The sequence below is a fragment of the Peribacillus sp. NPDC097284 genome (genome assembly GCF_044761765.1).
In the GTDB taxonomy this organism is placed as follows: Bacteria; Bacillota; Bacilli; order Bacillales; family DSM-1321; genus Peribacillus.
Map to the genome: position 1 here is coordinate 1,124,008 of NZ_JBIWCZ010000001.1, position 19,074 is coordinate 1,143,081.

Genomic DNA, 19,074 nt, shown 5'->3' on the forward strand with positions numbered 1-19,074 from the left:
ATTCTAATTCGTTACCTGTTGCCCTTTTATCAGGCTTACGATATAGCCGATTATCCCACCAACGATGGCAGGAATGACCCAACCTACCCCTACACTGAATAATGGCAGGTAGTCAGTCAAAAATTCAGTAACCGGGTTCTTTGGTATCCCGAAAGCAATGAGTCCATCATAAATCCCGAAAATCAAGGTAAGGAAAAGACTTCCCAAATACACTTCCGATCTCCCTTTGAAAAGGGGATGTAAAAATGTCAACGCGATGATGACGATGGCTACTGGATAGAGCGCCGTCAATACCGGCACCGTATACTCGATTAAGTTGCTTAGGCCTACATTGGCCACCGCTGCACTGAATGCAGAAAAAATGACCACATAGATTTTATAGGATACAGATGGCCACAACTTGTTAAAGTAAGTAGAACATGCCGTAATCAGGCCGATGCTCGTCGTTAAACAAGCGGCAATCACAATCAGGCCTAATAACACGGCACCTCCAGAACCGAAAAAGTGGTTCGATACTTGGGCAAGAACGTCTCCGCCATTCCCTAACTGGCCAAGCAATTCCACACTAGTTGCCCCTACATATGTTAATGACGTATAAACGATCATTAACAGGAAGGCGGCAATCAAACCGGCCTTAGTACAGAACTTCAGAATTTCCTTCTTGGAAGTGATGCCCCTATCCTTGATGGTGTTGATCACAATGATACCAAAAGCAAAGGATGCCAGGGTATCCATTGTTAAATAGCCCTCTTTGAATCCTTTAAAGAATGAATTGTCAGAATAGTCTGCTATAGGAGCTTGAATGTCCCCCATTGGGTTTATGATCGCCACAATGATCAGGATGGCAATGAAAATTAATAATAATGGAGTTAATATTTTTCCGACAATATCCAAAACTTTTGAGGGATTAATAGATAAGAGACAAGCAACGCCAAAGTAGATGATGGTGAAGACCAACAAAGGTAAAAAACCGACTCCATCTGGAAGGAATGGCTTAATTCCTATTTCATAAGATACGCTTCCGGTTCGCGGAAGAGCGAATAATGGTCCAAGCGATAGATAAAGAACGATTGTGAAAATCAAACCGAACATAGGATGCGCCCGGCTTACCAGTGACTGCACATCATTTTTACCTGAAATACCAAATGCCAGGATTCCGATAAAAGGCAATCCAACTCCGGTAAGGATGAATCCAAGGTTAGCCGACCATAAGTTGGTCCCAGAGGATTGACCAAGCATGGCAGGAAAAATCAAATTACCTGCCCCAAAAAACAAAGCAAATAGCATTAAACCTGTAACCAATGTAAAAGAAAGTGGTGCTTTCTGTGACATTACGAAACCTCCAATGTTCTAATTCTCCTAATCATTAGATAAGAGAAGTGCCTGCGATTCAAAGTACCGATTCGTACAAACCCACAACACAACACTCCTAACTATAAAATGCAGTGGTACGTTTGTCAAAAACTATTTTAGTAATTATTCCGAAAAATCATTTTAGTGCTTCTTATTATCTAAATAAAAATAGTTTCATGCATGATAGTGGGTCTTTCGATACAAGGAAAAAGAACTCTGAAGACTAAAATAACGTTATTTCAGTAGCCGACAATGTTTTTGTTTGGTTAACCAGAGCTGGCCTGATAAACGCAAAAGCAGGGCCATCCATTTGGGATGGCCCTGCTTATTCGTTCTTCCTATCTTATATGGAATTCAACGCTTCAGCAATTGGAGTTTCCCCTGCAATCAAATCAAAGGAACGGTTATAGGTATGTTCCTCGGTTAAGGCAGCCACAATTGTCTTGGCCACATCCTCCCGCGGGATCGTGCCCCTTTCCAGTTTCTCGGCAGCCGTCACCTGCCCTGTTCCCGGTTCGTTCACGAGACCGCCCGGCCGGATGATTGTATACGTTAAATCGCTATGCAACAGCGCTCGATCGGCATAGTGCTTGGCCACATAATACGGTTTAATGGCTTCGCTCCAGTTTTCCCGGTTGTTTGCCTGAAAAGCGCTGACCATGATAAACCGCTTCACCTGTAAATTTTCAGCCGCTTCGATTGTCTTGACTGCGCCGTCAAGATCTACCAATAAGGTTTGATCAGCCCCTGTTCTGCCCCCGGAACCTGCTGCAAACACGATGGCGTCGCACCCTTTCGCCGCTTCTGAAATCTCTTCCACCGTTCCCGTCAAGCTGACGACCACTGATTCGACTCCGATTTCTTCAAATGATTTCTTCTGTTCCTCTTTTCGAATCATGGCCCGTACACTATGTTCACTTTCTTTCAATAACGTAACTACCTTTTTCCCGATCTGCCCATTTGCTCCAACTACGAATACTTTCATATAAAATCAGCCCCCATACTGGATAATTGGTTTTCTCACCCAATTATTTCATGAACGGTGCGCAACAGCAAACAATCAGCATAACGCAAGGATGAAAATGGAATTTCCTTGCAATGTGCTTGAGATATTTTATATAAAGGGAATTCGATAAGGAGGTGTAATGATGGCAATGAAACGTGTTTTGCCACCTTCTGCAGCGTCTCATGCAAAGCCTGATAGTGGAGGCGATACTTTGCATGGGGTGGAAATAAAATAAACGAACATCGCCCATCTTTTATCATTTCTAATAAACAGGCTTTGCCCCTTATTTCATTCGCAACAAAAAATAAGGAGCTGGCAGAAATGACGTATGTAAAAGCAACAGCCGTTTTACCCGAGGCATTGATTCAGGAAATTCAAAAGTATGTGCAAGGGGAAACCATCTATATTCCCAAACCTGATCAAACGCATCATAAATGGGGAACACGTTCTGGATCCCGGAAATTGATCGATGAACGAAATGCCTCGATTAAATATGCCTTTAAAACCGGGACCGCTATCCATCAATTAGCAGAAGAACATTTTCTCTCAACGGAAACCATTAAAAAAATCATTTATTCCAAATAGAGCTTGTCTCGCAGCACTGATGAAAGAGATCAGTGCTATTTCTATGCCAAATTTGTTTCCTAAACATTTTCCACCTTTCATTCAAAAAGCGGATTCTGTAAAATGAAAGCAACAGGAACATGAACAGGAGTGGGGAAATGGAACCCTTTATCAAAAGTGAGCAATATAACTTCATCAAATTACAAACGCAGATATTGATAAATGGACATGCAACGGCCAACGATAAAGATGTCGTTCATACAGTCAAGTCCGTTGCAAAAGAAAGAGTGCTGAAATTATTCAATGAACTGGATGGCAGGCACAAGCAACTTCTGGACCCCATCGACACCATCAAGGACCCTGCCCATGCTGAAGCCTTTCTCTTGGAACTCAAACCCTATGTCATCCCTTTTAAAGAAGTAACGGAACAAACGGTCAAGAAGTTATTTCCCAAGGCGAAGAAATTAAAGGCCCCCAAAATGGAAACCATCGATTTAAGAGAGATTTCTTACTTGGGATGGGACGATACTGGCTCAGGAAAGAAATTCATCATCGCCCCCCGGAATAATAAGCTGGTTGGACTGCTTGGGACATTCAAACCTTCTCATAAAAAAGGGATCTGCGCGATATGCAGCCGCTTTGAGGAAGTCGGGATGTTCATGTCTGAAACAAAAGGAACCGTTCAAGGCACATTCATAAAAAAAGGAAACTATATTTGTAACGATAGTATGAAATGCAACCAGAATATCACCACATTGGATAAATTGGATGACTTCATTTCGCGGATCAAGTAAATTGATAAAGGCAACCCTTCGGTAGGAAGGATTGCCTTTTGCATGTGCCTCTTGTTTCACGATCCCCTCGTATATTTCAGAGGGATCAACTCGCTGATTTTCGTTTTAACCGTTTCCCCGTCCACCTCTATGATCACAAAACAATCCTCTGCATAATCCGAGATCAGTTCCCGGCACATCCCACAAGGACTGACCACCTTTAACTCTCTATTGATTTCATCGGAATAGGGATGCTTCACAGCCACGATCGTATCAAACTCTTTTTCCCCTTCCGATATCGCCTTTCCAATCGCAACGGCTTCAGCACACACCGTGATACGGCCGACATATGCTTCCATATGTACCGCAGCTACAATTTTACCCGACTTTGTCTTCAACGCTGCCCCTACATGGTGCTTATCTTCCTCGTACAGCGCTTTGATTTTTTCCCTTGCAGCCTCGATTACTGGATAATCGGATTCTTGTAAAGGATAGGTCATCATACAGCATTCCCCTTTTCTAAAAAACGACTAGCTCTAGACACACCTGACTTATCAATCTACACCGAACTTGGCAGTTACGGCTAACAAACGATGCGGTCCATAGAAATTATTTAAGTGAAAGGCTTATTCGTTTTTAATTCAAATCATTTATTGTCAATTCCTTGCCTGGAGTAAAACTGACGTACTCATAATTTTCTTCTCCGTTCACCATACTTCGATATCCCACCTCGGTAGTATAATAATCGATCGATTCGTCATTCAATAGCTCCTGTATAATCTTGCACTGCTGCACCATCTGTTCTTTTGTTAAATCGCCTTTTTCAATTTCCAGCATAATGTGAATCGGCTTTGGCGTTTTCATCTGTGGTGTCCATTCCTCGGCAACTTTGTTGTATACTTCCACATCCGTATCCACAGAATCGACTTGCGGGATTTTTTCCTGGAGGAGCGTTAGAATATACTGTTCTGCCTCCGCATTTAGCTTTTTGGATGCATCTTTCTCTATCTTGGATTCATGGATTGTATCACTATAAACTTCATACGGTTCGATACCGGAGACATAGAAGCGATAGGTGGTTTCAACTGCTACCGAATCCTTTACCACTACATGGAACTCATACGTTTCATCGGTCCATCCATACCCTACCGACCGCTTGATTTCGTAGTCCATGGCGGGATAAGTTTGTTCTAAAAACTCTTCCAGACTCTCCTTTGCTTTGTATTTACCAGTTTTATTTCCGCTCATTTGCATATAAGCGAACACTATGGCGGCAATTAATGAAATGGCAATCACGCTGTATATCATTTTCTTTTTCATAATTAATTTTCCTCTCTTATTTTAAGAATGCAAAAGCCGATAATGATTCCGATAAAAGTTAACAGCAGGTGGACAATTAAGGAAGTCAGTGCTATTAGAAGAGCTTCCGAAAAACTTTGAGCATAAAACTCGCCGAACCAATCCGTCATATATAACAGGCAATTCCATATGAAATTCGGTATGCCCGCAAGCAGGATGGCAATGAGGACTGATCGGTAAAACAGATACGTGACCGTACCTAAAATGGCGTAGGTCAGAATAAAGCCACTATTGTCATTCATAATGGTCGTACTCATTGCCAATATAAAGGCAATGGCTACAAAGAAAATCTGTATTGTCGTCAATTTCATGGTTATATTCCGCATCATTTTTTTAGAAGCACCGCCGGGTATTACTTCCGCGGGCAATGGAATCTGTGATTGTTCTGCTATCTGCCGACATTCTTGGCAACTTTGCAAATGCTCCTCAACAAACCGTTGAGTTTTCAGTTGTAATAATTCCTCTTCGTATAAAGGTAGTAAATCTTGTGTCACCGAACATCTTGTGTTCATAAAGTCTCCTCCATTGTTTTTTGAATCCTCAATTTCAGACGGTGAAAGGATACTCGCGCATAATTTTCAGATTTACCGATTAATGCGCCAATATCTGCAAAACTCAGCTCTCCGTATATACGCAGTAGTACGATCTCTCTCGCTGAATCCTCCAACTTTGAAATATGATACAAAAGATTTTTCGTATCCTCCTTAATTTCTGCTAGCTCTTCTAATGAATGGATTTCGGTTTCGGGCACCATGGAAAGTTTTTTCATTAAGTCAAGCTGATATTTGTTTTTGCGGTAATACTTCTTCAATAGATTATTTGCAATCGAAAACATCCAGGTTGATAAGGTGGAATCGCCATTATATGATGCGATGTTTTTACACGCCTCATAAAAGGTGTCGTGGCAAAGATCTTGAGCAGTTGCCTGATTTCCTGTCTTGGCATAAAAAAACGCATAAATTTTTGGTTGGATTTCTTCGTATTCTTCTTCAAGCTTCTTCATAACGCCCTCTCTCTCTTGCCTTTCCTAGTATTAATACCTCGGTTACATGTTTCGTTACAACTTTTTTTAAAAATCACCATATTTTAGGTTCATTTTGTAATTTTACTATATAGTTAAGCGAAAAATAGTTAACAGCCTTATAGATGAGTAGACTAAATGACCTTATAAAACCTGTACATTAAGATTAAAGAAAAAAACCTAAAAAAAAAGAAGTGCTAGAAACAGCACTTCTTACAGTTTATCGACAAAAGAACATCGCCTGTTTATTTAAAAGTCCCTTAAAGTAATCCAATCCATACTCTTTTGCCCGCGAAACATACTCAATCGTTTCTTTACGCTTCGGATATATAGAATGATAATGCAAAGTGGATTGGAACGGAAGGTACGAGACTCCTGCGGGAAATGCGCGTCTAGGAGAGACAACGCAGGCGAAGCCGAGGAGGCTCCCCGACCGCCCGCGGAAAGCGAGTGCCTGAAGTGGAAATCAACGTCCACATTGTACAAACCACATATAAACAAACACATTTTTCATCAAGTGTGGCTACAGTCTAAAAGAAGTGCTAGAAACCGCACTTCTTACGCCAATACCGTGGCACCCATCAAGTAGCTGTTCACTTCCCTCGCTACTTCACGGCCTTCATTGATGGCCCAGACAATCAGGCTTTGCCCTCTTCTCGCATCTCCTGCAGCAAAAACGCCTTCGACATTCGTTCTATAATCACCATAGGCGGCATCGATCTTTTGATTGACAGTATCCACTCCGAATTGAGTGAGGAGTGGTTGCTCTGTTCCTTCGAATCCGATGGCAATGAAGACGAATTGGGCCGGCCATACTTTCTCCGTGCCCGGAATTTCTTTAAAGAGATAGATGCCATCTTCCCCTTTAATTTTTTCCATTTGGATCGTATGCAGTTCCTTTACGTTGCCTTGTTCATCAGCCACGATCTTTTTCGTTTGAATCGAGTATTGACGTGGATCGGAGCCAAATTTCGCTTCCGCTTCTTCGTACGCATACTCAAGTGAAAATACGTTTGGATAGGCTGGCCACATGTTATCCGACGTACGAGCAGTCGGCAGGATTGGGTGTTTCCCGAATTGCACGACACTGTTACATCCTTGGCGAAGGGCCGTCGCAACGCAATCGGCGCCTGTATCGCCGCCACCGATGACGATGACATCCTTGCCCTTCGTATTTAAAAACTTGCCATCTTCGAAGTTGGAGTCCAATAAGCTTTTCGTCGCCGTTGTTAAGTAATCCATCGCTAGGTGAATGCCTTTTGCTTCACGGCCTTCGATATCCAGTTCGCGTTGCTTCTGGGCACCTGTGCAGAGGATGACGGCATCGTATTGGTTTTGCAGTTCCTCTTTTGTGATGTCCTTCCCGACTTCCGTATTCAGGACGAAATCGATGCCTTCTTGATTCAATAAAGTGATCCGGCGTGCGACGACATCTTTCTCCAGCTTCATGTTCGGGATTCCATATGTCAATAAACCGCCGGCACGGTCAGAACGCTCATACACCGTTACCGAATGGCCTGCTTGGTTTAACTGATCGGCACTTGCCAATCCGGCAGGACCGGAACCGATGATGGCAATTTTCTTCCCGGTCCGCTGTTGTGGAATGCGCGGTGTGATCCAGCCATTTTCGAAGCCCTTGTCAATGATGGAGCGTTCGATGCTTTTGATGGCAACGGCCGGGTCGTTAATCGCTACCGTACACGACCCTTCGCAAGGAGCCGGGCAGACACGGCCCGTGAACTCAGGGAAGTTATTCGTCTTCATTAAACGCTCCAACGCTTCCTTCCATCTGCCACGGTACACTAAATCATTCCACTCCGGAATCAGATTGTTAATCGGACAACCCGTTGTGACCCGGTTCAATTCCATGCCCACATGACAGAAAGGGGTGGCACAGTCCATGCACCGTGCTCCCTGCCTGCTTAGTTTTTCGTCCGAGAAAGAAGTGGAGTATTCTCTCCAGTCCCTTAACCTTGTTAGAGGATTCCGTTCACTTGGCTTTTCACGCGGATATTCCATAAATCCTGTTGCTTTTCCCATTTGACTCTCCCCTTCCTTACAGCATCACAGCTTGTTTGGTGGATTTTTTACCTTGGAGCGCATTGGCCTGAAACGCACTCATGAAGGCTTCTTCTTTCGATAGACCAGCTTGCTTATGTTCCTCGATGCTATTCATCATCCGCTTGTAATCCTTCGGAATGACTTTAACGAACCTTTTCACAAGATCGTTCCAGTTCTCCAGCACATAGGAGGCTTTCGCACTCTCTGTATAATGCAGGTGGTTCGAAATCAATTCTTTTACTTCATTACTATCTTTTATGTCGTCAAGCGTTTCGAATTCGATCATTTCTGGGTTACACAAGGCTTTGAATGCTTCCACTTCGTCTGCAAGTACATAGGCAATACCGCCTGACATACCGGCTGCAAAGTTTTTCCCGACATCCCCCAGAATCACGACACGACCGCCTGTCATATACTCGCAACCATGGTCGCCAATTCCCTCGACGACGACATGTACGCCGCTATTCCGGACCGCAAAACGCTCACCGGCACGTCCGTTGATGTATGCTTCCCCGCTTGTGGCACCATATAGGGCAATATTCCCGGCAATCACATTATCGCCCGCTTCCATCTGATTTCCAGGTGGAGATGTGACGACCAATTTCCCTCCGGATAATCCTTTACCGATATAGTCATTGACATCACCTGTCAAATACATCGACATCCCCTTCGGTATGAAGGCACCGAAGCTTTGACCGGCTGATCCCGTGAAGCGAAGGGTGATCGTATCTTCCGGCAGTCCTTCCTCACCATATCGTTTGGAAACTTCACTGCCGACGATCGTTCCAACCACGCGATTCACGTTTGTGATTGGGAAACTTGCGTCCACTTGAGTTTGGTCCTCAAGGGCAGGCTGTACAGCAGGGAGGATTTCCCTGACATCCAAGGATTCTTCGATTTTATGATTTTGCGGATGCTGGAACGTACGGATTCCTTCCGGTTGGAAAAGAAGGGTCGATAAGTCCAGGTGTTTCGTTTTCCAATGAGCCTTGGCCCGCTCGCTCACCTGTAAAACATCCGTGCGGCCAACCATTTCGTCAACCGTTTTGAACCCTAGTTCAGCCATCGTTTCACGAACTTCCTCTGCAATGAAACGCATGAAATTCACGACATGATCCGGATCTCCGGCAAATTTGCTCCGTAGCTCAGGGTTTTGTGTAGCTACACCTACTGGACATGTATCCAAGTGGCACGCGCGCATCATCACACAACCAAGTACGACTAGTGGAGCGGTTGCGAAACCGAACTCTTCGGCACCAAGTATCGCCGCCATGACCACGTCACGGCCAGTCATCAGCTTTCCGTCCGTTTCAAGGACGACTCGACTACGTAGACCGTTCAGCATCAAGGTCTGATGGGCTTCGGCAAGACCAAGCTCCCACGGCAGTCCAGTATGCTTGATGCTCGTTTTAGGCGAGGCACCCGTTCCCCCATCATATCCGCTGATGACAATTACATCGGCTGCTCCTTTGGCAACACCTGCGGCAATCGTACCGACTCCCGCTTTCGATACCAGCTTGACGCTGATCCTTGCCTCGCGATTGGCATTTTTCAAGTCATGGATCAATTGCGCCAAATCTTCAATCGAATAAATATCATGATGTGGCGGTGGTGAAATCAGACCGACGCCTGGCGTGGATCCACGAACTTCGGCTACCCAAGGGTATACCTTATTCCCAGGCAACTGCCCACCTTCACCCGGTTTCGCTCCTTGTGCCATCTTAATTTGAAGCTCATCAGCATTCACGAGATAATGGCTTTTCACACCAAAACGACCGGATGCAATCTGCTTGATTCCACTGCGGCGGCTATCACCGTTTTCATCGATTTCATACCGATTCGGATGTTCCCCGCCTTCTCCACTATTACTTTTTCCGCCTAAACGGTTCATCGCAATCGCCAATGTTTCATGGGCTTCCTGACTTAACGACCCAAATGACATGGCCCCTGTTTTGAAGCGGCGCACGATGGATTCCACGGATTCCACTTCATCTATGGAGATACTTTGGTTCTTTTGATTGAATGAGAATAAATTCCGCAAAAATCCAAGTCGCTCTTCATTCGCCAACTGGGAATATTGCTTAAATAGGCTGTAATCACCTTTTCGGCACGCCCATTGCAACGTATGAATCGTTTTCGGGTTGAACGCATGATGCTGACCATTTGCCCGATATTGAAAATCACTGCCCGCTTCAAGCGTCTGATTGGAAAGATCGACGACAGCCCGTTGGTGACGGATCAATGCTTCTTCTGCAATGGTCTCCAATTCAATCCCACTAAGCTGTGACGCTGTACCACTGAAATAGCGTTCAATCACATTCGCACTAATTCCGACCGCTTCGAAAATTTGGGCTCCACGGTAACTTTGGACCGTGGAAATTCCCATCTTCGACATGATCTTGACGATGCCTTCCGTCACGGCTTTCACATATTTGCTGACCGTTTTCTCGTAACTGATCGTTAAACTGCCGTCTGCGACTGCCTGCTTATACGTTTCAAAAGCAAGATACGGATAAATGGCATCCACCCCATATCCAATCAAAGCCGCAAAGTGATGGACCTCCCTTGCCTCTCCGGTTTCGACGATGATGCTGACCTTCGTCCGGTTCCCATGACGAATAAGCTCTTGGTGAAGGGCACTGGCCGCCAATAATGGAGGAATCGCAGCACGCTCTTCGCTCATGTTCTTATCGGATAAAATCAATAGGCTGATGCCTTCCGTTATCGCTTGCTCCGCTTCCCGGCATATTCGATTTAATTCAAGTTCCAAATCTTCAGAAAATAAAGTCTCAATGACCCTACTTTTGAATTCCGGGTAGTTATTTTCTTTTAGCTGATTCATATGGCCTGGCGTCAATACCGGTGTATCCAATTGAATGCGATGGCTATTCTTTTCATTCGGATTCAGTAAGTCGCCTTCTGCCCCTAGAAACGTCATCGTTGACGTAACGATTTGTTCACGAAGCGAATCGATTGGTGGGTTGGTCACCTGGGCAAAGGATTGCTTGAAGTAATTGAAAAGCGATTGCGGACCATCGGCCAATACCGCCAACGGAATATCGTTCCCCATCGAGCCAAGTGGATCTTTTCCTTCCTTAATGACCGGCAACAAATATTTTTGTACGTCTTCATACGTATAGCCGAACGCTTTTTGACGGAAAACCAAATCGGATAGAGGTTCCACATCGACCGGCTCTTCGTCCGTCAACTGCACAATCTGGTCGTCCAGCCACTTTTGATACGGTTGTTCGTTTGCCATTTCGGATTTGATTTCTTCATCCGAGATGATGCGGCCTTCCTCTAAATCAAGTAGAAGCATCCTGCCTGGGCTTAAACGCTCTTTATATAATACATTTTCCGGCTCGACTTCGATTACGCCGACTTCAGAGGAGAAAATGATGTAGTCATCTTTGGTCACATAATAACGGGCAGGTCTTAATCCGTTACGGTCTAGGATCGCCCCGATTTGTTTCCCATTCGTGAACGAAATCGCCGTCGGGCCATCCCAAGGCTCCATCAACATGCTGTGGTATTCGTAAAAGGCTTTCTTTTCCTTGGTCATATGCGGATTTTCCGTCCATGGTTCAGGAATCAGCATCATCGCTGCATGCGCCGGCTTGCGGCCTGCCAGGACGAAGAATTCAAGGGCGTTATCCAAAATGGATGAGTCGCTTCCATCCGTATCCAAGATAGGAAGGACCTTTTGTAAATCATCCCCGAAAGCTTCCGAGACGAACTGCTGTTCACGCGCTTTCATCCAGTTGACATTGCCCCGAAGCGTATTGATCTCCCCATTATGGATCAAGTAGCGGTTTGGATGGGCCCGTTCCCAGCTAGGGAATGTGTTGGTACTAAAGCGGGAATGCACTAAAGCGAAAGCGGACAAAAAATCTTCATGCTGCAAATCAAGATAAAAAGCATCGACTTGTTCCGGTGTCAGCAATCCCTTGTAAACGATCGTCGCACTGGAAAGACTCGCAAAATAAAAACGGTTTCCACGTTCCCTCGCCCAGTTTTCAGCCTGTTTCCTGATGATGAATAACTTGCGTTCGAAAGCCAAGTCTTCTGTAACGTCATCACTTGCCCCGATGAACACCTGTCGGATCGTCGGGCATGTTTCTTTGCCGACGTCCCCTAATTTCCCTGCATCCACAGGAACCGTTCTCCAGCCTAGAAGCGTTTGACCCTCTTGTTCGATTAATGAATTCAGACGCGCTTCAATCTCATTTCGTTCAGCATCATCGTTGGAAAAAAAGAGCATGCCCACACCATAGCGTCCTTTTGCCGGCAAATTCATTTCCGGGCAAGTCAGCTTGAAATACTTATCAGGAATTTGCACCATCAATCCTGCTCCATCCCCTGTTAGAGGATCGCTCCCTTGTCCACCGCGGTGGTCTAATTGGCACAGCATCTGCAGTCCTTGCTTGACGATATCATGTGTAGCTAGCCCCTTTAAATGAGCGTATAAACCGATCCCACATGCATCATGTTCAAATTCCGGACGGTAAAGACCTTGTGCTTTTGGTAATTGATTGTATGTCATACGTTTTCCCCCCTCTTATTTCTTACACCGTTATGTCACTTACATATTATTCTAGGTTTTCAAATCAATATAAACAATATATAATTAAGCCAAAATCTATCTCACTTTGAGATAGGTGGAAGGAGATGAGTAAATGGAACTACGTCAATTGCGTTATTTCGTCGAGGTTGCGGAGAGGGAACACGTCTCTGAAGCCGCCGAACACCTACATATTGCCCAATCGGCCATCAGTCGCCAGATTGCTAGACTGGAAGAAGAACTCGGCGTCACGTTATTCGAGAAAATCGGCCGGAACATTCAATTAACACCGATTGGACGAATATTCCTGGTTCATGCCAAAACGGCGATAAAGTCCATTGAATATGCCAAATATCAAATCGAGGAATTCCTGGATCCGGAACATGGAATGATTAAAATCGGGTTCCCGACAAGCCTCTCCACCTATTTGTTGCCGACTGTCATTTCCGCTTTTAAAGATGAACAGCCGAACATCTCATTTCATTTGAAACAAGGTTCCTACTCCTACTTAATGGATGCCGTGAAAAACCGTGAAATCGGCTTGGCCTTCCTAGGGCCGGTCCCTACGAAAGATCCTGATATCGACGGCCATATCTTATTCACCGAAAACGTGTCCGCCCTACTTCCCATCACCCATCCGCTGGCTGAAAGAAAGAGCCTGCGCCTAAGCGACCTGCGGAATGATCCTTTTGTGCTGTTCCCCAAAGGTTACGTCTTGAACACCCTTGCCATCGAAGCTTGTAAGCAGGCCGGCTTCACGCCGAACATCGCTTCGGAAGGGGAAGACATGGATTCCATAAAAGGGCTTGTGTCCGCTGGAATCGGGGTCAGCCTCCTGCCTGATAGCACCTTCTATGAAATCGTTCCGAGGATGACCGTCAAAATTCCCATTGAAACGCCTTCAGTCAAACGGACAGTCGGTATCATCTCTCCAAGGAATCGAGAACTTGCCCCATCAGAAAAGGTATTTTACGAGTTTGTTAAAAAATTCTTTGCAAGGTTGGAGCAATACCAATGATATATTCTCAATAATGGGATAACTTCCGAAATGCCCACCTCTTGAATACTGTATCGAGACAATATGTTCAGGAGGTATTAACATGACACCCACACATTCACATCTTGCTTGGCATGAAACACTTGAGCTTCATGAATTAGTAGCTTCACAGTCCAATGCCCTTATGAAATTAAAAAAAGCCTATCCAGAAATAAAAGACCCGGTTTTAAAAACACACTACAAACACATGATCAATTCGCTTACGCAAAACATCATGGAGTTGTTGCAGTTTTATCCGTTAACGCCTGATGCCAATCGGGAAGAGGACGATCGTATGGGAGAAATAATGCAAGGGGATGAAATAAGAGATGATGCATCGGCAATGGCTGCCGGGGATCTACTCGGGCTAGCCAAATCCTCCATCAAAAATTATGCGACTGCCATAACTGAAACGGCCACCCCTTCACTACGGAAGGTCTTTAAAAAGCAATTAAATGGGGCCATCGATAATCACGCAAGAATTTTCAACTATCTATATGAAAGAGATCTCTATCCAGCTTATGATTTCAACCAGCTTCTCCAAAACGACGTGAAGACTGCCAAAAAAGCTTTGTCCCAATTATGAACGAAAAAAGGTAAGTGGAAATCGATCGCCTCCACTTACCTTTTTATTTTCCCTAAACACCAAATAAGATAAATATGTAATATAACCCTTTATATGGTAGAATGATAAGCCGGAGGGGATTAAACCATGAGATTCTTTAAAATGATTTTCTTTTGTATCGGCCTTTCTCTATTCTTAAGTGCCTGTGCTTCAGAAAATGAGGAAACCGTAACTAAAGAACAAACCGAAAATAAGACAGAGAACAAAACGGAAGAAAAAAAACAGCCTGAGGAAAAAACCGAAGAGAATACGAAATCCGTCAAGCTAGACATACCGAATCAAGAAAGCTATAAAAAGCTTTCTGCACTACTTTCAAATCAGAATGATCCCAGTCTTGATCCTGAAGACTATCATAAAGTCATGACAGAACAGAAAGATATCAGGACCTTCATTGACAAAATGGATAAGATTGAAGTGAAAAAGAATAATGACGCAGCGGAACTACTAGATTACTCCATGGCCACCTTAGAAGAAACCACATATTTTTTTGAATTATTCAAGGACGAAAACAACAAATTTAGTGTATTTTTCTTTGAAGATGGGCAAGTCATGTTAGTGAAGACGGACTTATCGAACAAGTCAAAGGAAGATCAGGAAAAAACCTATGTTTCGATTGCGAAGCACCCTGAACTGTTACAGGAATTGAAAGATTCTCTTTCTATTAATTTCTAGTTTATCGTGTACATAATGAAAGCCTATCAAAACTATTTTGATAGGCTTTTTTGTCGTCATCCTATTAGAGGTTCAAGAAAAAAACGGCATGTCCCTTGTTAGTTATTTCAAACAAGGAGACATGCCGTTTCAGTTAACATTTTACTTTTTATATTTCTTCACAGTCACTTTCGTAGCTTTGCCTGTATTGCCCGCTTTATCTTTTGCTGTGACGGACAAGGTCGAACCTGCTTTTTTCTTGCTGATTTTCACGGTATATTTCCCTTTGTTATCAGCTTTGGCCGATCCGATCTTCTTATCTTTGTACTTGACCGTAACCGTCGATCCCGCTTCCGCTTTACCGGTTACTTTTTTTGATTTGTCCGTTACTTTGTCGACTTTCGGTGCACTTGGTGCCGTTTTGTCCAATACAGTCACTTTCGCTGCTTTACTTTCCCGTTTCGCCGCGTCAGTAGCTGTGATGGAGAGTTTTGTCCCTGCTTTTTGTTTACTGATTTTTACTTTGTAATTCCCTTTGCTGTCTGCGTTGCCTTTGCCGATTACTTTTTTGGCGCTATTCTTGATGGAAATCGCGATTCCCGCCGTTGCTTTTCCTGTTACAAACGTATCTTTGTCACTTACTGCCTTCACAGTAGGTGCTTTAGGAGTTTCCCCCTTCTTCACAAACAGCTTGATTGAAGAGACAGCGACTTTAGAAGAATCCGAAATCACGACGTTTAGGCGTTGATCGGCCTTTTGAACTGGAATTGCAACACTGAACGTACCTTTGGCTGAAGTCACCGCTGTTCCGATTGTTTTGCTTCCGTTTTTCACTTCCACTTTTGAACCTGCTTTTGCCGTTCCTGTCAGCTTCGTTTGATTATCAAGAATCGGGTTCACTGCAGCTTTCAGGTCCACTTTACTAAGTGCACTAAAGCCATTCAGCCTTCCAAACCCTGAAACATAATCCCTGTCGACGGCTGGTGCTATCGGCTCTCCTTCATCTGTATAATCCTGATCCATTCCTTCATTGTCTTCTTCCTTGAAGGCAATGTAATCGGATGTTTCATGAAGGATGGTGCGTACGTCATTTATTTTCAATCCTGGATTACCGGATAGTAATAACGCGGCAACTGCTGCGACATGTGGTGTTGCCATCGATGTCCCATCCATTAACGTGACATTTCCGTTTGGCATAAGACTTGGGATCCCTGTTCCAGGTGCCACCAAATCAAGTGTCGGCCCAAAGTTGGAATAATCCGAAACGATATCATAGGCATTGGTTGCCCCGACGGATATCACATATTTAGAAGAAGCCGGATAAGAAAGCATGCTGGCTTCATTCCCGCTTGCGGCCACGATCACGACACCTTTGGATGCTGCGTAATTCAGGGCATACTCGATGGTCCGGCTATAAGACCCGCCCAAACTTAAGTTAATGACCTTTGCTCCCTTGTCTGCCGCATAAATGATTCCGGCTGCAATTTTTTCCGTGTCCCCTGCTCCTGAAGAATCAAGGACCTTGACCGGAAGGATTTTGGCCAATGGATTGATTCCCTCCATGGAATATCCATTATTCGACTGGGCTGCGATGATGCCTGAAACATGTGTACCATGTCCATTATCATCGATCGCGTCCACTTTCGGATCGATGAAGTTCTTGCCTTGTCCCATATTGACTTTGTCTTTTAAATCCGCGAGCGTATTATCGACGCCTGTATCGATTACCGCAACCAATGTCTCTTTCAGATCGCGATTCTTAATAAGTTTCTGCAATTCGTCATTATGGATGTCAGCGCCTTTTTTACTTACTTCACGCCCCTCATTGTTCAAGGACCATTGATACGGTGATTGAATATCATTCGAAAGGGCTTTATACGTTTTAACCGGCTCGATATACTCTACATCCGAGAGGTTTTCAACCTGTGTAAGGGCCGTTGCGCTCATCTTGCCCGTTCCCTTTAACTCCACCACATATGTATCATCGAGGATGACATCTTGTTTTTTGAAGGTCGAGAACGTTCCATAGCTTTGTACCTTGGTTTGAACCGAAGTCAGTTTTTTACCCGGTTTCATCTTGACGATATACTTGCTCGTGATGCTTTTGGAAGCCGGTAGCTTATAACCCGCTTTGCTTGCGATATCGACAACGCGCTCGCCTGCGAGGTTATTGATGCCGATTTTATCCGCAATGCCGTTCATTTCTTTTTTCAGTGAAGCTGGAACGGCATCGACCGTCACATCGAACAATTCTTTAATCGCTTGTTGCTGTTTATTTGAAATGACTGCCGTACTGCTTTCCCCATTTTCATTAAGGTCCGCAATAAGAGGTTGAAGGATTACTAGATTGTTGTATACATTGTCTCTTTTGCTCTTGCTGCCGGCCATATCAAGGACCAAGAATGGTGCAGCCTTATAATACAAGGAAGATAGGGCGCGTCCTTCCTCTGACTTGGAAAGAACTCCATCTCTGAACTTGCGAATTTCACTCAATAGGTTTTTACCCGTAGATTTTCCTACAGCGCTTAACTCCACTGGACATGAATCCATTCCAAGTTCGTCCGATGTTGCGGAAGGAGGCAATTTAACGGATTGTGCATGTATTTTGTAAGCCGTCTTATTCTCCGCTTCCGGTAATGATAGGCCCTCTTCATCCACTTCACCGAAATACTCTATTTTTACATAATAGCTTCCTTCCCAACCGAACGGGAAGTCGATGACGGCCTTTTCTTCAGGGCCACTAGTTGCCCGGTAGTTATCATACGTTTCATCTTTCTCTGCTTTTTCTAAAGTAGGATAGACTGAAATATTAAGATAATCGTCCGATTCTACATCGAACTCAACATGGGAAAACTGATTAGTATCATCTTTCGTTGGGGTGATCTGGAGCCAATGGGTCTCAGGCTTGTCAAAAGTGCCTTCAACCGTTTCCCCACTTTTAATGGAAGGTGCTGCTTGTATGATTTTTGATGCATCTGTCGCAGCCTGGGATCTTTGTGGAATCAACATGCCAAAAACAAGTGAAAATATAAGTACACATACCGTAAATCGACTTACCTTTTTAACGTTCAATAGTTACCCTCCTAAAATTGCTAAAAATGCTTTACTATACCAAATTATCACACTGTTAAATATTATCAACCATTTTTTTGGCAATAACTTGAGAATGGTAGACTCCAAGGAATAAACAGGCATTTTGCACTAATACGTATCTTTGAATCTAGCTATTCTGCTTTTTATAAGAACAGGGTTTTCCTACTATTTCTTCCCCATTCACTTAGGATTCCGCCCATATCACCCATATGTGTCCGAATCTCGAATCTTGCTTCTTCCACTTTCTTCATCTGCGTTTTGGGAAGCTTTGTTCTTAGGTACATAATCAACTATCATCGGCAAAAAAAGAATCTTCAGCGAAGATCCCTTTTTTATTCAATTAAAACGCTCGATTATTGACCGATTCATTCTATCTCTCTATTACAGGTTAGCTCGCGAAAGTTAGAAGAGTTACGTATTCTTCACCGATAAATGCATGACAAACTGTTCACCAATCGGACCGGTTTTTCTCTTACCTGTATCAGTAAAACCTACTTTTGCATACAGTCGTTGAGCAGGAACATTTTTATGATTAACTGCTAAAACGATTTCATCACAGTAAGGAAATTCTGATTTAACAAAATCACTTAGTAAGAGCATCGCTTGTTTAGCATAACCATTTCCTTGCTTTGCATGGTTAACAGATAATGCAGTTAAGAGCATCGCTTTCGGATTATCCGAGTACACCTTAACTCGTTCCGTTGAATGTAATAGAAAGAAGCCTACAGGCTCATCCTCACATAAAATAACAATACGATGTTGTCCTTCTTTCACCTCTAAAATCTTGCTTGGTAATGCTGTGAACTGCCCTTGTTCTTCAGGAAGTTCAAAGGAATGTAATACGTCAAAATATTCATTCGAAAAATGTTTTAACTCCACGTCATGAACTTTTTCCATAGTTATGATTGCTCCTTGGTTTTTCATTACATATTACCATAAAAATACATATCATAATATGGTCCTAGTATTTA

The 19,074-nt window shown here is 43.8% G+C and carries 15 protein-coding genes; 5 read left to right on the plus strand and 10 right to left on the minus strand.

The window, feature by feature from the left end; all coding sequences use genetic code 11:
• Positions 1-3: 3 nt before the first annotated feature.
• Positions 4-1,332, minus strand: coding sequence for a branched-chain amino acid transport system II carrier protein (gene brnQ / locus ACIQXU_RS05605; protein WP_402987275.1), 1,329 nt, complete (start codon positions 1,330-1,332; stop codon positions 4-6).
• 364 nt (positions 1,333-1,696) lie between these two features.
• On the minus strand, positions 1,697-2,338 hold the full coding sequence (locus ACIQXU_RS05610) for an SDR family oxidoreductase (protein ID WP_402987278.1): 642 nt from the start codon (positions 2,336-2,338) through the stop codon (positions 1,697-1,699).
• Positions 2,339-2,680: 342 nt separating this feature from the next.
• On the opposite strand from ACIQXU_RS05610, the gene ACIQXU_RS05615 reads away from it, so the two are divergent.
• Together ACIQXU_RS05615 and ACIQXU_RS05620 are read left to right on the plus strand one after the other, a co-directional pair.
• Positions 2,681-2,944, plus strand: a complete 264-nt coding sequence (locus tag ACIQXU_RS05615; protein ID WP_402987281.1) for a CD3324 family protein — start codon at positions 2,681-2,683, stop codon at positions 2,942-2,944.
• Between the two features lie 137 nt (positions 2,945-3,081).
• Positions 3,082-3,717 carry a FusB/FusC family EF-G-binding protein gene (locus ACIQXU_RS05620; RefSeq protein ID WP_402987284.1) on the plus strand — a complete coding sequence of 212 codons (636 nt, stop codon included), beginning with the start codon at positions 3,082-3,084 and terminating at the stop codon, positions 3,715-3,717.
• A gap of 56 nt (positions 3,718-3,773) precedes the next feature.
• On the opposite strand, the gene ACIQXU_RS05625 is transcribed toward ACIQXU_RS05620, so the two are convergent.
• From ACIQXU_RS05625 to gltB, 6 genes are all read right to left on the minus strand, one after another.
• Entirely contained in the window at positions 3,774-4,199 is a 426-nt protein-coding gene (locus tag ACIQXU_RS05625; protein WP_402875060.1) for a cytidine deaminase, read from the minus strand.
• A 133-nt stretch (positions 4,200-4,332) separates the two neighbouring features.
• Entirely contained in the window at positions 4,333-5,016 is a 684-nt protein-coding gene (locus ACIQXU_RS05630) for a YfjL-like protein (protein WP_402987287.1), read from the minus strand.
• A 2-nt stretch (positions 5,017-5,018) separates the two neighbouring features.
• Positions 5,019-5,567 (minus strand): zf-HC2 domain-containing protein, encoded by a 549-nt coding sequence (locus ACIQXU_RS05635; protein WP_402987290.1) that lies wholly within the window; start codon positions 5,565-5,567, stop codon positions 5,019-5,021.
• Entirely contained in the window at positions 5,564-6,058 is a 495-nt protein-coding gene (locus ACIQXU_RS05640; protein ID WP_402987293.1) for an RNA polymerase sigma factor, read from the minus strand. The genes ACIQXU_RS05635 and ACIQXU_RS05640 overlap by 4 nt, the downstream gene beginning before the upstream one ends.
• 576 nt (positions 6,059-6,634) lie before the next feature.
• A complete protein-coding gene (gltD, locus tag ACIQXU_RS05645; protein WP_402987296.1) occupies positions 6,635-8,116 on the minus strand; it encodes a glutamate synthase small subunit in 1,482 nt (493 codons plus the stop codon).
• 16 nt (positions 8,117-8,132) lie between these two features.
• Complete coding sequence (gltB, locus tag ACIQXU_RS05650; RefSeq protein ID WP_402987299.1) at positions 8,133-12,680, minus strand: glutamate synthase large subunit; 4,548 nt, start codon at positions 12,678-12,680, stop codon at positions 8,133-8,135.
• A gap of 133 nt (positions 12,681-12,813) precedes the next feature.
• On the opposite strand from gltB, the gene gltC reads away from it, so the two are divergent.
• The 3 genes from gltC to ACIQXU_RS05665 all read left to right on the plus strand — a co-directional run bounded on the left by gltC (position 12,814) and on the right by ACIQXU_RS05665 (position 15,031).
• The gene (gene gltC, locus ACIQXU_RS05655) at positions 12,814-13,716 is read left to right on the plus strand and encodes a glutamate biosynthesis transcriptional regulator GltC (protein WP_402875078.1); all 903 of its coding nucleotides are present in this window, start codon (positions 12,814-12,816) and stop codon (positions 13,714-13,716) included.
• Between the two features lie 82 nt (positions 13,717-13,798).
• Entirely contained in the window at positions 13,799-14,320 is a 522-nt protein-coding gene (locus ACIQXU_RS05660) for a spore coat protein (protein ID WP_402987301.1), read from the plus strand.
• Positions 14,321-14,446: 126 nt separating this feature from the next.
• Positions 14,447-15,031 (plus strand): hypothetical protein, encoded by a 585-nt coding sequence (locus tag ACIQXU_RS05665; RefSeq protein ID WP_402987304.1) that lies wholly within the window; start codon positions 14,447-14,449, stop codon positions 15,029-15,031.
• 141 nt (positions 15,032-15,172) lie between these two features.
• Here the strand turns inward: ACIQXU_RS05665 and ACIQXU_RS05670 are convergent, their stop codons facing one another.
• Together ACIQXU_RS05670 and ACIQXU_RS05675 are read right to left on the minus strand one after the other, a co-directional pair.
• The gene (locus ACIQXU_RS05670) at positions 15,173-18,082 is read right to left on the minus strand and encodes a S8 family peptidase (RefSeq protein ID WP_402987307.1); all 2,910 of its coding nucleotides are present in this window, start codon (positions 18,080-18,082) and stop codon (positions 15,173-15,175) included.
• 432 nt (positions 18,083-18,514) lie between these two features.
• The gene (locus ACIQXU_RS05675) at positions 18,515-19,000 is read right to left on the minus strand and encodes a GNAT family N-acetyltransferase (RefSeq protein WP_402987310.1); all 486 of its coding nucleotides are present in this window, start codon (positions 18,998-19,000) and stop codon (positions 18,515-18,517) included.
• Between the last annotated feature and the right edge of the window lie 74 nt (positions 19,001-19,074).